The organism is Bradyrhizobium sp. CIR48, assembly GCF_014198315.1.
Classification (GTDB): Bacteria; Pseudomonadota; Alphaproteobacteria; order Rhizobiales; family Xanthobacteraceae; genus Bradyrhizobium.
In genome coordinates, this window is sequence record NZ_JACIHG010000005.1 from 20,425 (window position 1) to 35,087 (window position 14,663).

The following is a 14,663-nucleotide window of genomic DNA, read 5'->3' on the forward strand; positions in this document are numbered from 1 at the left end:
GACGGCACCGCGAATGTACTGGGCGAGGCTAATTAAGAGGCCTCGCCGTTTTAGCTAAATGCGCATTGCCACCGATAGCGGCGATTTTACTCACACACCGCTCTGCGTGATGAACTTAGTATTGAAATAGCCCTCCATCGCCTCGGTGCCGCCTTCCGAGCCGTAGCCGGAATCCTTAATGCCGCCGAACGGAACTTCCGGCAGCGCGAGACCGAAACTGTTGATCGACATCATGCCGGCTTCGACTGCAGAGCCGATCGCGGTCGCGGTCTTGGCCGATGAAGTAAAGGCGTAGGACGCGAGGCCAAACGGCAGGCGATTGGCTTCCTCAACCACCTCGTCGAAGGTCGAGAAGCGCGAGATCAGCGCCAGCGGGCCGAACGGCTCCTCGTTCATGGCGCGGGCGTCCTTCGGCACATCGCTGACGACGGTCGGCTCGAAGAAATAGCCTTTGTTGCCGACGCGCTTGCCGCCGGTCTCGAGCTTGGCGCCCCTGCCGACGGCGTCCTGCACCATGCCTTCGATCGCGGTGACCCGGCGCGGATTGGCGAGCGAGCCCATCTTGGACTCGGGGTCGAGGCCGTTGCCGACCTTGAATGCCCTGGCACCGTCCACGAACTTGTCGACGAACTCCTTGAAGACGTCGTCGTGCACCAGCATGCGGGTCGGCGAGATGCAGACCTGGCCCGCGTTGCGATATTTCGCGGCCGACAGTATCTTCGCAGCTGACGCGACGTCAGCGTCCTTGAACACGATCGCCGGCGCGTGGCCGCCAAGCTCCATGGTGGCGCGCTTCATGTGCAGGCCGGCGAGCGCGTTGAGCTGCTTGCCGACGCTGGTCGAGCCCGTGAACGAGATCTTGCGGATCACCGGATGCGGGATGAAATATTCGGAGATCTCTGCCGGCACGCCATAGACGAGGTTGATGACGCCGTCGGGCACGCCGGCATCCGCGAAGGCGCGGATCAGCTGCGCGGGCGAGGCCGGGGTCTCCTCCGGCGCCTTGACGATAATCGAGCAGCCGGCGGCAAGCGCGGCCGAGAGCTTGCGCACGACCTGGTTGATCGGGAAGTTCCAGGGCGTGAACGCCGCGACCGGCCCGACCGGCTCCTTGATCGCGAGCTGGTAGATGCCCGGTCCGCGCGCCGGGATCACGCGGCCATAGGCACGCTTGGCCTCTTCGGCAAACCACTCGATCACGTCGGCGGCGGCCATCGCTTCCATCCTGGCTTCGCCGAGCGTCTTGCCCTGCTCCATCGTCAGCAGCGGCGCGATCTCGTCGTTACGCTCGCGCATGATCGCCGCGGCCTTGCGCATGATGCGGCAGCGCTCGAAGGGGGCGACATTGCGCCAGACCTTGAAGCCGGCTGCGGCCGCAGCGAGTGCCTCGTCGAGGTCGGCCGTGTCGGCGTGGGCGACGGTGCCGATCACCTCTTCGGTCGCGGGGTTGACGACCTCGATGACCTTGCCCGACTGGGCCGGACGCCATTTGCCGCCGATGAAAAGCTGGGTGCTCGAGTAAGCCAAGTGTCTCTCCCCTTGATCGCTTCCATATTGCTTCAATGCGTGGACGGCCGGGCCGCCGCGACGATGGCATCGGCGGCACGGGTCATCTCTGGTCCGAGATAAGAGCGGAAGCGCGGCTCAGCGGCAAGGGCGCGGAAATCCGCCATGCGCCTCACCCCACCGTCGGCCACGAACAGGAATTGCTCCGCGATCTCGGCCAGGATGTCCAGGTGCCAGCTCGCCGTCGGGTGCATGCAGAGGATGACGAGCCTGCCCTCGTCACGCAGCTTGCGGAAGAAATCGAGCATGAAACCGATATAGCCGTCCTGCAGGTTGAATTGCGGCTCGTCGAACAGATGCACCAGGGGCGTCCGGGTCGGCGACGGCGCCAGCAAGGCCGACGGCACCCGCTTGCGAAAGCGCCGGACCTGGTAGGATTGGTGATAGTGGATCGCGAGCCGGTCGCGCTCCCGGTATTTGACGCCGTGGATATCGGTACCGGCAACCAGCACGCGGCCTGAGGTGGGCGCATTGGAGCCCGTCATCATCTCGAACAGCGTGGTCTTGCCGGCTCCGTTCGGCCCCACGACGCCGACGATGCCCGGCTCGTCCAGCGACAGATTTGCTTCGAGCGTGAAGGTGAGGCGTCGGATGACGCGGCCTCTGGTGTAGACCTTGCGGATATCATCGAGAACGAGCAGCGGCGCGGACACTCTATTGCACTCCCAGCAAGCGCTGACGAAGCCCGCGATCATCGCGGAGCGTGGCGGCCTCCCCGGTCCAGACGATCCGGCCGCGGTCGATCACCGCGGCATGGTCGGCGACCGACAGCGCGATCTCGGCATTCTGCTCGACGACCAGCGAGGCGATGCCCTCGTCCTTCATCCGCAGAATCGTCGCGAGCACGTCGCCAACGATCTTCGGCGCCAGCCCCTGGCTCGGCTCGTCAAACAGCACCAGCCCGGGCGAGCCGACCAGCGCGCGAGCGATCGCCACCATCTGCATCTCGCCGCCCGACAGATTCTCGCAGTCTCGCTCCATCAGATATTCGAGCGGCGAGAAGATTGCGGCGGCTTCCTTGACGGACCAGTTGCGGAAGCGCGTGCGCTTCTGCGCGATCGACAGATTGCGCGCCACTGACAGGGTTGGGCACAGCCGCCGGTCGTCGGGCACCCAGCCGATGCCGGCGCGCGCGATTTCATGAGTCGGGTTGCGCGTAACGTCGTACCCGTCGAAGCGCACCGCGCCACGGCGCGGCCGCGTCAGCCCGAGGATCGAGCGCAGCATGGTGGTCTTGCCGGCGCCGTTGGGCCCGAGCAGCGCAAAGACCTTTGCCTGCTCGATGGCGAGCGAGGCGCCGAACAGCGCCTGGGTCTCGCCGTAGAACGTATCGAGCCCGTCCACTTCGAGGATCATGCGAATTTCCCGAGATTGGAGCGCCGGACCCATTCGTTCTGCTGCAGTTCATGGGGCGTGCCGCGCGCCACCACCTGGCCCCAGTGGATGACGGAGATGCGGTCAGCGAGCGAGAACAGGAACTCCATGTCGTGCTCGATCGCAACGATAGTGAGCTTGCCCTTCAGACGTGCGACGAGGGCAGCCAGCCGCTGCACGCCGTCTGAGCCGAGGCCGGAGGTCGGCTCGTCCAGGCACAGCACCCGCGGCGCCTGTGCCAGCGCGACCGCTATCTCGAGCGCGCGGCGGTCGCCGTAGGAGAGATCCCTGGCGCGGACATCGCCCTTGTCCGCAAGCCCGACGGCGGCGAGCGCTTCGCTCGCTTGATCGGCGAAACTGCAATCGCCGGCCGCGGCGCGCGCGACGTCGAGCCCCCGCGCGCGAAACGCCGGCAGGCCGACCACGACGTTGTCGCGCGCGGAAAATTCGTCGAACAGCGTCATGATCTGGAACGAGCGGGCAATGCCCTTGGCCGCGATGCGATGCGGGCTCAGGCCCGTGACGTCCTCGCCGCCGAGCCGGATCGAGCCGCGACTCGGTTTCACCCGGCCGGTGAGGACGTTGAAGAATGTGGTCTTGCCAGCGCCATTCGGCCCCATCACGCCGTGGAATTCACCCTCCCCGACGTCGAGATCGATGCTCTCCAGCACCACGCGATCGCCGAAGCGGACATGCACGCCCGCGGCCTCGATCATGCTCATCGCCCGCCTCCGACCAGGAGCCGCATGGCCGACGTCCCCCGCCGCCTGAGAGCGTTGAGGGAATGCTGGCGCACGGCCGCCGAGAGCGCCCCGGCGATGCCCTCGGGGCGGAACAGCACTATCGCCATGAACAGAAGGCCGAAATAGAGCATCCAGGCATTGGTCAGCGCGCCAATGACGTCGCGGGCGGTGAGGAAAAGGAATACTCCGATCACTGGACCCCAGAAGCTGACTAGGCCACCGCCGACCAGCGTCATCATCACGACGTAGCCGGACTGATGCAGGCTCATGACATCAGGGAATGCGGCGAGCTGCGCCATCGCGAACAGGCCGCCGGCAAAGCCTGACAGCGCAGCCGACAGGGTGAAGACCGAAGCCTTGTAGAGCCACACATTGTAGCCGAGATGCGCGGCGCGAACCTCGCTCTGACGGATGGCCGCAACCACGCGGCCATAGGGCGAATGCACCAGGCGCCACATCACCGCGACGGCGACCGCGAACACCGCGAGCACGAAATAGAAGAATGCGACATTATCTGTGAGATCGAACGACAACAGGCCAAAATCCGCCGGCAGACGCTTGATCTTGAGCAGCCCGTCCTCGCCGCCGGTGACTCGGTGCGACTTGATCGCAAGCGTCCAGAAAATCTGGCCGAAGGCGATCGTCATGAAGGCGTAATAGATACCTCGCCGGTGCGAGATGAACAGCGCCACCAGCGCGCCGGCGAGCCCCGCGACAACGGCCGCCGCGGCAAGACAAACCCAGAGATTCGCGACGACATCGAACTGGCAGAGCCCGAAGGCATAGGCACCGATGCCGAAATAGGCGCCGTGGCCGAACGACGGCAGCCCGGCCGTACCCAGCACCAGGTTGAAGGCCAGCGCATAGAGCGACCAGATCAGGATCTCAATGCCGAGATAGGGATAAAGCCCGATACGCGTGATCCAGAGCGGCACCGTCGCCAGCACCAGCCAGAGCACCAGCATCGTCGGCGTGAGCAGACGCGCAGCGTCGGATGAGGTCGTCGAGCCCACAATCATTCCCTAGACCTCGAGCACGCTCTGCTTGCCCCAGAGGCCGCGCGCGCGGAACGTCACGACGGCAACGAGCAGGATGTACATGGATAGCAGCGACCATTCGGACGCATAGGCGCCGGCGAGGCCGACGCAGAGCCCGACCAGGAGACCGGCGACGACAGCGCCCCAAAAGCTTCCAACGCCGCCGAGTACGATGACGAGGAAGGCGGGGATGACGGCGTCGACGCCCATATGCGGGCGGATGCCCCAGATCGGCGCGACGATGATGCCGGCGATCGCCGCCAGCATGGTGCCGAACACGAACACCAGCAGCCGCAGCCGCGACAGATTGATGCCGAGCGCGCGCACGATCTCGCTATCATGGGCGCCCGCTTTCACAGTCGCGCCGAACGAGGTCTTTTCGATCAGGACCCAGACCAGAGCGATGATCCCGACCGCGATGCCGGCTGCGTAGAAGCGATAGCTCGACCAGATCAGGTCGCCGAACAGGAAGCCGCCATTGATGGCCGACGGCACCTGCAGCACATAGTCGCGCGTGCCCCAGACCAGGCGGATCAGTTCCTCGATCACCATCGCCGCGCCGAAGGTCAGCAACAGGCCGTACAGCGGGTCCTTGCCATAGGTCCGCCGCATGCAGACCTCGATCAGCATGCCGACGAGGCTCACAATGACGGGCGCAATGACGAGCGTTGCGGCATAGCGCCAGCCGAGCGGCAGCGCGAGCCACAATTTCGCAAGATCGGGCGGCAAAGGCGGGCGCGGCCCGGTGAGCTGCATCGCGACATAGGCGCCGAGCGCGAACAACGAGCCGTGCGCCAGATTGATCTGCTCCATCAGCCCGACGATGAGCATGAAGCCGAGCGCGATCAGCGCGAACAACAGGCCGAGAGTCAGGCCGTTCACGAGATGCGGAAGGAGGTCGAGCAAGGTATTTGGTCTCGCAATTGTCATTCCAAGGCGGGCGCGGGTGACGCCGTGCTGGTGGCGCCACCGCTTCTATCGATATGACGACCCTTGTTCAGGAATCGACGGTCGGCACCTGTTCATAGGGCGTGAGCTTGCACTTGGTGGGCGCGGCGTCATCGGCGGCCGATTTCGGTTCGGTCCAGCTGATGATCTCGTAGAGATCGGTATTGTCCGACAGCTTGGCGTTGCGCCGCGCCAGATAGATCGTCTGCTGCATCTGATGCGTCACCGGATCCATGTAGGCATCGAAATGCTGCATGCGGTCGGTCGCCGAGACTTTCAGGTTCTCGAGCTCCTTGATGATCTTGACGTTGTTGGTCGACCCTGCCCGCTCGATCGCCCGGAGCAGCTCACGCGTCGACATGTATCCGTTGTAGGAGACATTGCCGGGCACCGGGATCGGTCCGTCCTTGTTGGCGGCCTGCCACTTCTTCACGAAGTCGGCGACGCCGGGCAGCTGCAGCTTGTGGTACCAGGTCGTGCCGAACACGCCGAACAGGCTATCGGGCGCGCCCCAGACGTCGGGCCAGTCCTGCTGGTTGTTGATCCAGGCCGGCTTGCCGTCGAGCTTGAGCTGCGCCACCTGCTCGCGCAGCGCCTTGATGTCGTCACCGCCGATCGCAGTCGCCACAACGTCGGGTTTGGCTTGCTGGATCTTCAGCAGATAGGCGGTGAAGTCGCGCGTGTTCTGCGGCACCAGGAGATTGTCGATGATCTTGCCGCCCGCAGCCTCGACCTGCGCCTTGGTCGCGGCGGAGGTCGTGTGGCCCCAGACATAGTCGTTGGTCAGCAGCATCCAGTTCTTGCCGATGGAATCGACCGCGTTCTTGACCGATGCCTTGGAGAAATTGGTGCCGTTGCCGTCCCAGACGAACTTGACGCGCGAGCAGTTCTCGCCGGCTTCGCTCGGCGCCGAGGAGTTCGTGTTCAGATAGATCACGCCGTATTTGCTGGCGACCTGGGTGATGGCGTTGGCGACGCCAGAATGCAGCGCGCCGATCAGGATGGTGCAGTCCTCGCGGGTGATGAAGCGTTCGGCGACGCGGCTGCCGGTGGCCGGCGTGGTTTCGGTGTCTGCGGTGACGAAACTGACCTGACGGCCGAGCACGCCGCCTTTGGCGTTGAACTCGTCGATCGCCATCTTGATGCCGCGCAAATCATCCTGGCCGCTGTTGCCGTATTGACCGCTGGCATCGCAGGTCAGGCCGAGCTTGATCGGCTTCGCGCCTTCCGCCCAGACGTGGTTCTCCCGCCATGGCCCGAAGAAGCCGCCGGTGCCGGCGAGGACACTGGCCATCAAGCTGCCTTTCAAAACGCTTCGCCGTGAGATCTGACGCACTCTCATCGCTTCCTCCCGTTTCGACGTTCTTGCTCTTTTTTGTGTGCTCAGAATATTCATTCCACTGGTGAAGTAAAGTAGAATATTTGATCCAAGCCGTGAAATGCCGTTAAACAGGTTTGCCGATCCGGAGACCCGACTCGATGAACAAGGCCCAGGGAGTGACGAGTTACGACGAGCTGCGCGGCGAGATTGCGCAGCGGCACCGCGCCTTGTCGGGCCGGCTGCAACAGATCGCGGAGTTCGTGCTCGATCACCCGACCGATGTCGCGCTCGGCACCGTGGCGGAGGTCGCGCAGCGCTCGGGCGTGCCGCCCTCGGCGATCGTGCGCTTTGCCCATGCGCTCGGATTCGGCGGCTTCACCGAGATGCAGCAGGTGTTCCGCTCCCGCCTCGTCGCCGGCGTTGCTCCCAGCTACAAGGCGCGGCTCGCGCGCATGAAGAGCGAGGAGAAATCAGTGCTCGGCCGCCAGCCCGCCGCGGTGCTGTCACGCTTCGTCTCAGAAGCGCAATCGGCGCTGATGACGCTCAGTCAGTCCGTGCACACGCGCGACCTCGAGGCAGCGACGGCGATCCTCGCGAAAGCCCGCGACATCTATCTGCTCGGCCTCGGCGGCTCGTTTCCGGTCGCGATCCACCTCGCCTATGTCTTGCGCAAGCTCGGACGGCGCGTCGTGCTGCTGGACGGCGTCGGCGGCAGCATTCATGAGCAGTCGCACGCGGCGACTGCGGACGATGCGCTGGTCGCCATCAGCTTCCGAAACTACTATCCCGACACGGCACGGCTGTTCCCGGAGCTCGTCGCGCGGGGCGTGCCTACAATCTCCATAACCGACAGCCTGCTGAGCCCGATCGTCGAGAGCGCCAGCGTGGTATTCGAGATCCAGGACATGCCCGAGCCGGCGCTGCGGACGCTGGTGGCGCCGATGTGCCTGGTGCAGGCGCTGGCGATCGGCCTTGATCTCGCGGGAGATTAGGCTTTCAAGACGGGAGAAGATCATGGTTGCACATGACGCGAAAGTATTGGCAGGCCAAGTAGCGCTGGTGACCGGCGCGGGGCGCGGACTCGGCCGCGCCTTTGCAGAGAAGCTCGCAGCCCTCGGCGCCGACGTCGCCATTCACGGCATGCGCGAGAACGGCCCGGCGGAATATGGCGAGGGCACCACCCTCACCGCCGTCGCCGCGGAAGTCAGCCGGCAATTCGGCGTACGCAGCCAGCGTATGCTGGGCGATCTCACCAAGGGCGAGGACATTGCGCGCGTGATCGCCGAGACAGAAAGCGCGCTCGGCCCGATCGATATCCTCGTGCACAATGCCGGCGGCGATATCGCGGCTGCCGGCGGCAAGCCCGATCCGAACGACGCCGTCAACATCAAAGAAGCCGACGTGCGCGCGGTGCTCGAGCGCAATTTGCTCTCGATCATCCTGACCTGCCAGGCGGTCGCAAAGGGCATGATGGAGCGGCGGCGCGGCCGCATTGTCACGCTCGGCTCGGTCGCCGCCTTCAAGGGGCGCACCAACGGCTCGATCTATGCGGTGGCGAAAGCGGGCGTCACCCATTACACGCGCTGCCTCGCCGACCAGCTCCGCGCCTACGACATCGCTGTCAACTGCATCGCGCCCGGCGACACCCGCACCGGCCGCTTCCTCGGCACGCGCGCAGTCGATCCTGACAGGATGGTCGAGACCGGCACGCTCGATCGTATCGCGACCGTCGACGAGGTCGCGCGCGTGGTCGAGTTGTTCGCCGGGCCGATGGGCGCCTTCATCTCTGGTCAGGTGCTGCGCATCGACGGTGGCGGGCAGGCGTGGCCGGCGTGAGCACGTGCAACCTCGATGCTCTCGGCGATTCGCCCACTGCGTGGCAGAGCATCAGCGTGTATGGCGCCAAGGCGCTGCCATCGAGCGTACCAGATCGATCTAAGTCGTAGTACTGGTCGGCTTCCTGCGGCGCGCCGGTTTCCGACGCCACCGCTCTTCGGACATCGCTTCGAATGAGGACTTGCCGGTGCTTGCCCCTGATGGATTTCTGCTTGATTTCCCGGTGAACACGCTGTGCACATGCGCTAACCGACTGAAAAATTTGAACTCTCGATCCAATCCATCATTGGAGAGTTCGAGCTGACTCCAGCAATCGATGTTCGATTGCAGCCAATTACCGGAAAGGTCGTCCACCACCTTCGGTGAAGAAGAAAGCTAGTGGTGCGTGTCCGGCATAGCCAAGGCCGGCGCATATTTTGCTTCGTTCAACGTTTTCAGACGCGCTCGAAGTGTGTGCTGGTGTTCCTTACAGGGGAATCTGACGTGGTGCCGCGAAGTTCGCAATGCACCTCCGCACAATGGGCTGCCACGCTGACGATGATTTAGCTCGACAGATGCGATGATAACACGAATATGATCCGTTCGACGTAGTAGCGGCGAGCCGTATCAGGATGACGTATCCATCGCGATCTAGGCGCACGGTGCAGCAAGTTTGCTTTCCTTGGTGTTGAGCCACCAACAGAAATAATGTTTGCAGTGCTTCATGGCCGTCAACCGCACTGTAGGCGAACCAAGCAGGCACCAGCGTTGGCAACATAGGTCGAAGCGTAAGCCGATTGGATCCGCCACACTGTCGTGACTCCGCAAAAGATCGAGCTTTGAGATGAACGAATTCGGACAGAAGGGTGAGGTACCGCTCTCGGAACGATTCGCGGTGTCACCTGAGGAGGCAAGCGCCCTCACCGGGATCGGATTGACTTCCATTCGCGAAGCGATCAGCGCCGGCAAACTTAGGGCTAAGAAGCACGGGAGGCGCACGATCATCTTGCCCGAAGATTTGAGAGTGTGGCTGGGAACACTGCCCGACGCCCGGAAGCCGATTGTAGAAAGCCCCGCTTAGGCGGGGCTTCTATTTTGAGCCAACGGCAAAAGGATTCGGTAAGAAATTGGCAATCAAGAACCAAGCCCACTGAAGAACTGCAGTAGGTACCGCATCTTATCTTATTCCGTCACGGATCATGTACCCGGCGCCGCGGATCGTATGCAGCAGCGGCCGCTCGAAGCCCTTGTCGATCTTGGAGCGCAGCCGCGAAATGTGCACGTCGATCACGTTGGTCTGCGGATCGAAATGATAGTCCCAGACGTTCTCGAGCAGCATGGTGCGCGTCACCACCTGGCCGGCATGCTTCATCAGATATTCGAGCAGGCGGAATTCGCGCGGCTGCAGCGTCAGCTCGTCCTTGCCGCGGGCGACGCGGTGGGAGAGCCGGTCGAGCTCGAGATCGCCGACGCGGTAGAGCGTGTCCTCGGCAGGCCCCCCGCGGCGGCGCGACAGCACCTCGACGCGGGCCAGCAGCTCGGCGAAGGAATAGGGTTTTGGTAGATAGTCGTCGCCGCCGGCGCGCAGGCCCTTGATGCGGTCGTCGACCTGTCCGAGCGCGGAGAGAATCAGCACCGGCGTCGTGTTGTCCTGGTCGCGCAGCGCACCGATCAGCGACAGGCCGTCGCGCTTGGGCAGCATGCGGTCGACCACCAGCACGTCGTAATCGCCGTTCTCAGCCATGGCGAGGCCTTCCTCGCCGTCGGCGGCGTGGTCGGCAATGTGTCCGACTTCGCGAAACGCCTTCACGAGGTAGTCGGCGGATTCGCGGTCGTCTTCAATGATGAGGAGGCGCATCGTGCGTTCGGCGGCGGTCAAGGAGGTCAACCTTCTCTAAACATGGCGCGAGCGGCAATCGCATGCAAGCCGAGGGGGAGACTCTGGCATCGAGAAAAAGGCGGGCGGTGAAGCTGGGGGGACTTCACCGCCCTAGGCCTTCCGACGGAGGGGGGCGTAATTCCACCGGAAGGTAGACAGGGGAAGCGAACGTTGCGCTGCTTCCCAGAAGAGCGCCGTCGGCGGGGGCGACTGATGCCGGCGACACCCTTCATCTCGTAGGCCTCCTGAAGCCTCAGCCCTTGGCGAGGGGTACCGCGACGAAGCGCGACTGGCCGCCGCTCTTCACGCGCATCAGGACGCTGTTCTTGTTGTCGGTCCGCGCCATGTTGATGGCATCGCGAACTTCGCCGGCGGTGGCCACGCTCTTGCCGCCGACTTCGAGAATCACGTCGCCTTCCTTGAAGCCGCGCTCGGCCGCGGCGCTCTTCGGATCGACTTCGGTGACCACGACGCCTTCCTTGCCGGCGCCGGCCACCGAATTGGCGGGGGCAACGGTCATGCCGAGCTTGGGCACGTCGGTGCCCTTGCTCGCACCCTTGCCGCTGTCATTGTCGTTATCGGCCTTGGCCTCGACCGTGTTCGGCAATTGGCCGAGCGTCATGTTCACGACCTTGTCCTGGCCCTTGTGCAGCACGTTGAGCTTCACGGTCGCACCGGGTGCCATGCCGCCGATGGTGCGGGCAAGCTCGCGGGCGTCCTTGACCGACTCGCCATTGACCGCCGTGATCACGTCGCCGGACTCGATGCCGGCCTTCGCGGCCGGACCGTTCGCTTGAGGCTCCGCCACCAGCGCGCCTTCGGCCTTCTTCATGCCGAGGCTCTCGGCGATGTCGGAGGTGACAGGCTGAATCTGCACGCCGATCCAGCCGCGGCTGACTGAGCCCTTGTCCTTGAGCTGGGCGACCACGCTCTTCACCGTGCTCGCGGGAATCGAGAACGCGATGCCGACGCTGCCGCCCGAGGGCGAGTAGATGGCAGTGTTGACGCCCATCACTTCGCCGTTGGTGTCGAAAGCGGGACCGCCGGAATTGCCCTTGTTCACGGGCGCGTCGATCTGGATGAAATCGTCGTACGGACCGTTGCCGATGTCGCGGCCGCTCGCCGAGACGATGCCCGCGGTCACGGTGCCACCGAGGCCGAACGGATTGCCGACCGCGAGCACCCAGTCGCCGATCCGCGGCTTGGCGTCGGCGAGCTTGGCGAACGGGAAGTTCGAGCTGCCCTCGACCTTGATCAAAGCGAGGTCGGTGCGCTGGTCGGTGCCGATCACCTTGGCGGTGTAGGTCTTGCCGTCATCGGTGGTGACCTCGACCTTGTCGGCGCCGTCGACCACGTGGTTGTTGGTCACGGCAAAGCCGTCAGCCGAGATGAAGAAGCCCGAGCCCTGACCCTGCACGACGCGGCCACGGCCGCCCTTCAGGCCCGGGAAACCATCCGGACCGCCGAAGCGGCGGAAGAAGCGCTCCATCGGCGAGCCCGGCTGGAACGGCGAGGAGGAATCATCGCCGTCGTCGTTGCTCGCGGTCTTCTCCTTGATGTTGACCTTCACCGAGATCACCGACGGCTTCACACGCTCGACGATGTCGGCGAAACCGACCGGGCGTTCGACCTTGCGGACCTCGTTGTTGACCTGCGCATGCGCCGGGGTCGAGAACAGGTCGGCCGGCGAGGTCGAGGGGCTGAAGCCATAGACGGCCGCGCCGAGACCGGCGACGACCGAGGCCATCAGCGCGAACTTGCGCGCAGAAAACACCGACCGGCGCGGCTGCCGGTAGGACGGAAGGTTCGAGAGGTCGGGACGGTCGGTCATGCGGAGATCTCCAGGGCCTTGAAATCCATTTGGTGCCCGATGGCGGCACCTTACGGTCCTGAAGATGGGGGCTCCCGCCTTACCGTGCGCTGGCGGCGGGGTTAAACTTTTGTAATGAAGGGCGAGGTCCGATGCGGCAGTTCAGCGCAGACCGAAAATTGTGGTCTCACAGGAACTTAACCGAGTTCCCGTGATGCAGGCGCGTTTTGGCGCGCTCAGCTTGCCCTGACGCTGACGATGAACTCGTCGACCTCGCGCTTCAGGGTCGCGGCCTGCTGCGACAGGTCGACCGCGGAATCCCGCGCCTCGGCGGCCATGCGGCCGGTCTGTGCGGAGGTCGAGGTGATCTGAACGATATGGTTGGAGACGTCGAGGGTTCCGTGCGCGGCGTTCTGGGCGCTGCGCGTGATCTCCTGCGTGGCGTTGCGCTGCTGGGCGGTATCGACCTCGATGCCGGACATGATGGACGAGATCTCAGACAGCGTCTTGGAAATGCCGTCGATCGCGCCGCGCGTCTCCGCGGTGATGCCCTGAATGCTGGCGACATGAGAGGTGATCTCCTCCGTCGCCTTGCTGGTCTGATGCGCCAGATTCTTCACCTCCGAGGCGACCACCGCAAACCCCTTGCCGGCCTCTCCTGCCCGCGCCGCCTCGATGGTGGCGTTCAGCGCCAACAGATTGGTCTGCGATGCGATCGCCTGCACGAGCTGCACGACCTCGCCGATCTTGTCGGCGGCATCCGACAGTGTGTGGATGGTGTCGCGGCTCTTCTCCGCCTGGGACGCCGCGCCCTCGGCGCGCTGGGTCGCGTCGGTGACGCGGCGGCTGATCGTGCCGATCGAGTTCGTCATCTCCTCGGCAGAACCTGCGACCGTCTGCACGCTGGCGCTGGCCTGGCTCGCCGCGCTCGCGACTGCATTGGCCTTGGTGCTGGTGTCGTTGGCGGTCCGCGACAGCGTCTCGGCGTTGCTCTTCAGATGCACGGCCGATGAGGCCACGCTGTCGACGACGCTGGCGACGAGATCGTTGAAGCGCTTGATCCGGTCGTCCAGGAATTTCGATCGCTCGGCCTGGTGCTGGGCTTCGCGCAGCTGCTGCTCGGTGAGATGGCGCCGCTCGAGCCCGTTGGTCTTGAAGACCTCCAGCGCACCGGCGAGCAGGCCGATCTCGTTGGTGCGGCCAAGCCCCGGAACCGATGTCTGGAATTTCTGGTCGGCGACCTCGCGCATGGCGTGCACGATCGCGGCCAGTGGACTGAGGATGCCGTTGCGCACGGCGAACCAGGTGGTGAAGCAGATCGCGACGGCGACGACGGCGATCACGCCGCAGGCCATCAGGAAATAGGAGAACGCAGTCTGCGCCTGCTGGTAGATCTGCATGGCGTGGTCGCGCGCGGGGCCGCTCAGCGCGGCGAAGTCCGCCGACAGGCTGGTGATCTCGTTGTTGAGATAGAGCACCGCGATGAAGCCGGTGCCGCCGCCGATGCCCAGCAGAAACAATAATGCAGCGACGACGGCGCCGACCAGGAAGCGGATCGTCAGATTGCTGTTCGCGAACATGGGGGGACTCAAAGGCTGGAATCGAATCTTGCGACAAGCTTCCAGACAAAGGTCAACAGAGCATGAAACAAGCTGCGCCAAGCGGCCTAAGTATCATTACGTAGCCTAGGACGACTTCGCATCATCGGACATCAACGCGGCGAGCCGCGCCTGTTCGTCCGCAGTGAGCGGCGGAGCAGGTACGTCTGCACCACTGCGCGCACGACGCCGGATTTGCAGCCAAAGCGCCACTCCGCCGCCGATCAGCAGCAGCGGCCCGAGCAGCCACAGCAGCAGGGTCTGACGTTCGAAGCGTGGTTTCAGCAGCACGAACTCGCCATAGCGCGCGACCAGGAAGTCGAGCACCTGCGAGTTGCTGTCGCCGGCGCCGATGCGCTCGCGCACCAGGAGCCGCAGGTCGCGCGCCAGCGGCGCATCGGAATCATCGATCGACTGGTTCTGGCAGACCATGCAGCGCAGCTCGCGCGACAGCTCCCGCGCGCGGGCTTCCTTGGCAGGATCCGGCATGATCTCGTCGGGCTGCACGGCGTGGGCCACCGGCAAGGCCAGCAGCATCAGCAGGACGAACGCGGCCATCATCCGGCGCATCG

14 protein-coding genes are annotated in these 14,663 nt (G+C 64.4%); 3 read left to right on the forward strand and 11 right to left on the reverse strand.

The window, feature by feature from the left end; genetic code table 11:
* Window positions 1-90: 90 nt before the first annotated feature.
* The 7 genes from GGD66_RS16645 to GGD66_RS16675 form a co-directional block, all read right to left on the reverse strand.
* A complete protein-coding gene (locus GGD66_RS16645) occupies window positions 91-1,527 on the reverse strand; it encodes an NAD-dependent succinate-semialdehyde dehydrogenase (protein WP_183237429.1) in 1,437 nt (478 codons plus the stop codon).
* 32 nt (window positions 1,528-1,559) lie between these two features.
* Window positions 1,560-2,219 carry an ATP-binding cassette domain-containing protein gene (locus tag GGD66_RS16650; protein WP_183237428.1) on the reverse strand — a complete coding sequence of 220 codons (660 nt, stop codon included), beginning with the start codon at window positions 2,217-2,219 and terminating at the stop codon, window positions 1,560-1,562.
* A gap of 1 nt (window position 2,220) precedes the next feature.
* A complete protein-coding gene (locus GGD66_RS16655) occupies window positions 2,221-2,922 on the reverse strand; it encodes an ABC transporter ATP-binding protein (RefSeq protein ID WP_183237427.1) in 702 nt (233 codons plus the stop codon).
* Window positions 2,919-3,662, reverse strand: a complete 744-nt coding sequence (locus GGD66_RS16660; protein WP_183237426.1) for an ABC transporter ATP-binding protein — start codon at window positions 3,660-3,662, stop codon at window positions 2,919-2,921. Before GGD66_RS16660 ends, GGD66_RS16655 begins: the two co-directional genes overlap by 4 nt.
* Entirely contained in the window at window positions 3,659-4,702 is a 1,044-nt protein-coding gene (locus tag GGD66_RS16665) for a branched-chain amino acid ABC transporter permease (RefSeq protein ID WP_183237425.1), read from the reverse strand. Before GGD66_RS16665 ends, GGD66_RS16660 begins: the two co-directional genes overlap by 4 nt.
* A 3-nt stretch (window positions 4,703-4,705) precedes the next feature.
* Window positions 4,706-5,626 carry a branched-chain amino acid ABC transporter permease gene (locus GGD66_RS16670; RefSeq protein WP_183237424.1) on the reverse strand — a complete coding sequence of 307 codons (921 nt, stop codon included), beginning with the start codon at window positions 5,624-5,626 and terminating at the stop codon, window positions 4,706-4,708.
* 91 nt (window positions 5,627-5,717) lie between these two features.
* Complete coding sequence (locus GGD66_RS16675; protein ID WP_183237446.1) at window positions 5,718-6,962, reverse strand: ABC transporter substrate-binding protein; 1,245 nt, start codon at window positions 6,960-6,962, stop codon at window positions 5,718-5,720.
* A 185-nt stretch (window positions 6,963-7,147) separates the two neighbouring features.
* Between GGD66_RS16675 and GGD66_RS16680 the strand changes: the two genes are divergently transcribed.
* The 3 genes from GGD66_RS16680 to GGD66_RS16690 all read left to right on the forward strand — a co-directional run bounded on the left by GGD66_RS16680 (window position 7,148) and on the right by GGD66_RS16690 (window position 9,885).
* Window positions 7,148-7,981 carry a MurR/RpiR family transcriptional regulator gene (locus GGD66_RS16680; RefSeq protein WP_183237423.1) on the forward strand — a complete coding sequence of 278 codons (834 nt, stop codon included), beginning with the start codon at window positions 7,148-7,150 and terminating at the stop codon, window positions 7,979-7,981.
* A gap of 22 nt (window positions 7,982-8,003) precedes the next feature.
* Window positions 8,004-8,825, forward strand: coding sequence for an SDR family NAD(P)-dependent oxidoreductase (locus GGD66_RS16685; RefSeq protein WP_183237422.1), 822 nt, complete (start codon window positions 8,004-8,006; stop codon window positions 8,823-8,825).
* An 823-nt stretch (window positions 8,826-9,648) separates the two neighbouring features.
* The gene (locus GGD66_RS16690; protein WP_179734115.1) at window positions 9,649-9,885 is read left to right on the forward strand and encodes a helix-turn-helix domain-containing protein; all 237 of its coding nucleotides are present in this window, start codon (window positions 9,649-9,651) and stop codon (window positions 9,883-9,885) included.
* Window positions 9,886-9,981: 96 nt separating this feature from the next.
* Here the strand turns inward: GGD66_RS16690 and GGD66_RS16695 are convergent, their stop codons facing one another.
* From GGD66_RS16695 to GGD66_RS16710, 4 genes are all read right to left on the reverse strand, one after another.
* The gene (locus GGD66_RS16695) at window positions 9,982-10,662 is read right to left on the reverse strand and encodes a response regulator transcription factor (RefSeq protein ID WP_038947105.1); all 681 of its coding nucleotides are present in this window, start codon (window positions 10,660-10,662) and stop codon (window positions 9,982-9,984) included.
* A gap of 274 nt (window positions 10,663-10,936) precedes the next feature.
* Window positions 10,937-12,514 (reverse strand): Do family serine endopeptidase, encoded by a 1,578-nt coding sequence (locus tag GGD66_RS16700; RefSeq protein ID WP_092256476.1) that lies wholly within the window; start codon window positions 12,512-12,514, stop codon window positions 10,937-10,939.
* Window positions 12,515-12,729: 215 nt separating this feature from the next.
* Complete coding sequence (locus tag GGD66_RS16705) at window positions 12,730-14,073, reverse strand: methyl-accepting chemotaxis protein (RefSeq protein WP_183230980.1); 1,344 nt, start codon at window positions 14,071-14,073, stop codon at window positions 12,730-12,732.
* Between the two features lie 105 nt (window positions 14,074-14,178).
* Entirely contained in the window at window positions 14,179-14,661 is a 483-nt protein-coding gene (locus tag GGD66_RS16710) for a cytochrome c-type biogenesis protein (RefSeq protein WP_183258387.1), read from the reverse strand.
* Between the last annotated feature and the right edge of the window lie 2 nt (window positions 14,662-14,663).

What these genes read in the sequence shown, in the direction of transcription:
- GGD66_RS16685 (WP_183237422.1), top strand. Translation starts at nt 8,004, where the DNA reads ATGGTTGCACATGACGCGAAAGTATTGGCAGGCCAAGTAGCGCTGGTG.
- GGD66_RS16675 (WP_183237446.1), bottom strand. Translation starts at nt 6,962, where the DNA reads ATGGCCAGTGTCCTCGCCGGCACCGGCGGCTTCTTCGGGCCATGGCGG.
- GGD66_RS16700 (WP_092256476.1), bottom strand. Translation starts at nt 12,514, where the DNA reads ATGACCGACCGTCCCGACCTCTCGAACCTTCCGTCCTACCGGCAGCCG.
- GGD66_RS16710 (WP_183258387.1), bottom strand. Translation starts at nt 14,661, where the DNA reads ATGCGCCGGATGATGGCCGCGTTCGTCCTGCTGATGCTGCTGGCCTTG.
- GGD66_RS16690 (WP_179734115.1), top strand. Translation starts at nt 9,649, where the DNA reads ATGAACGAATTCGGACAGAAGGGTGAGGTACCGCTCTCGGAACGATTC.
- GGD66_RS16665 (WP_183237425.1), bottom strand. Translation starts at nt 4,702, where the DNA reads ATGATTGTGGGCTCGACGACCTCATCCGACGCTGCGCGTCTGCTCACG.
- GGD66_RS16705 (WP_183230980.1), bottom strand. Translation starts at nt 14,073, where the DNA reads ATGTTCGCGAACAGCAATCTGACGATCCGCTTCCTGGTCGGCGCCGTC.
- GGD66_RS16680 (WP_183237423.1), top strand. Translation starts at nt 7,148, where the DNA reads ATGAACAAGGCCCAGGGAGTGACGAGTTACGACGAGCTGCGCGGCGAG.
- GGD66_RS16660 (WP_183237426.1), bottom strand. Translation starts at nt 3,662, where the DNA reads ATGAGCATGATCGAGGCCGCGGGCGTGCATGTCCGCTTCGGCGATCGC.
- GGD66_RS16695 (WP_038947105.1), bottom strand. Translation starts at nt 10,662, where the DNA reads ATGCGCCTCCTCATCATTGAAGACGACCGCGAATCCGCCGACTACCTC.
- GGD66_RS16655 (WP_183237427.1), bottom strand. Translation starts at nt 2,922, where the DNA reads ATGATCCTCGAAGTGGACGGGCTCGATACGTTCTACGGCGAGACCCAG.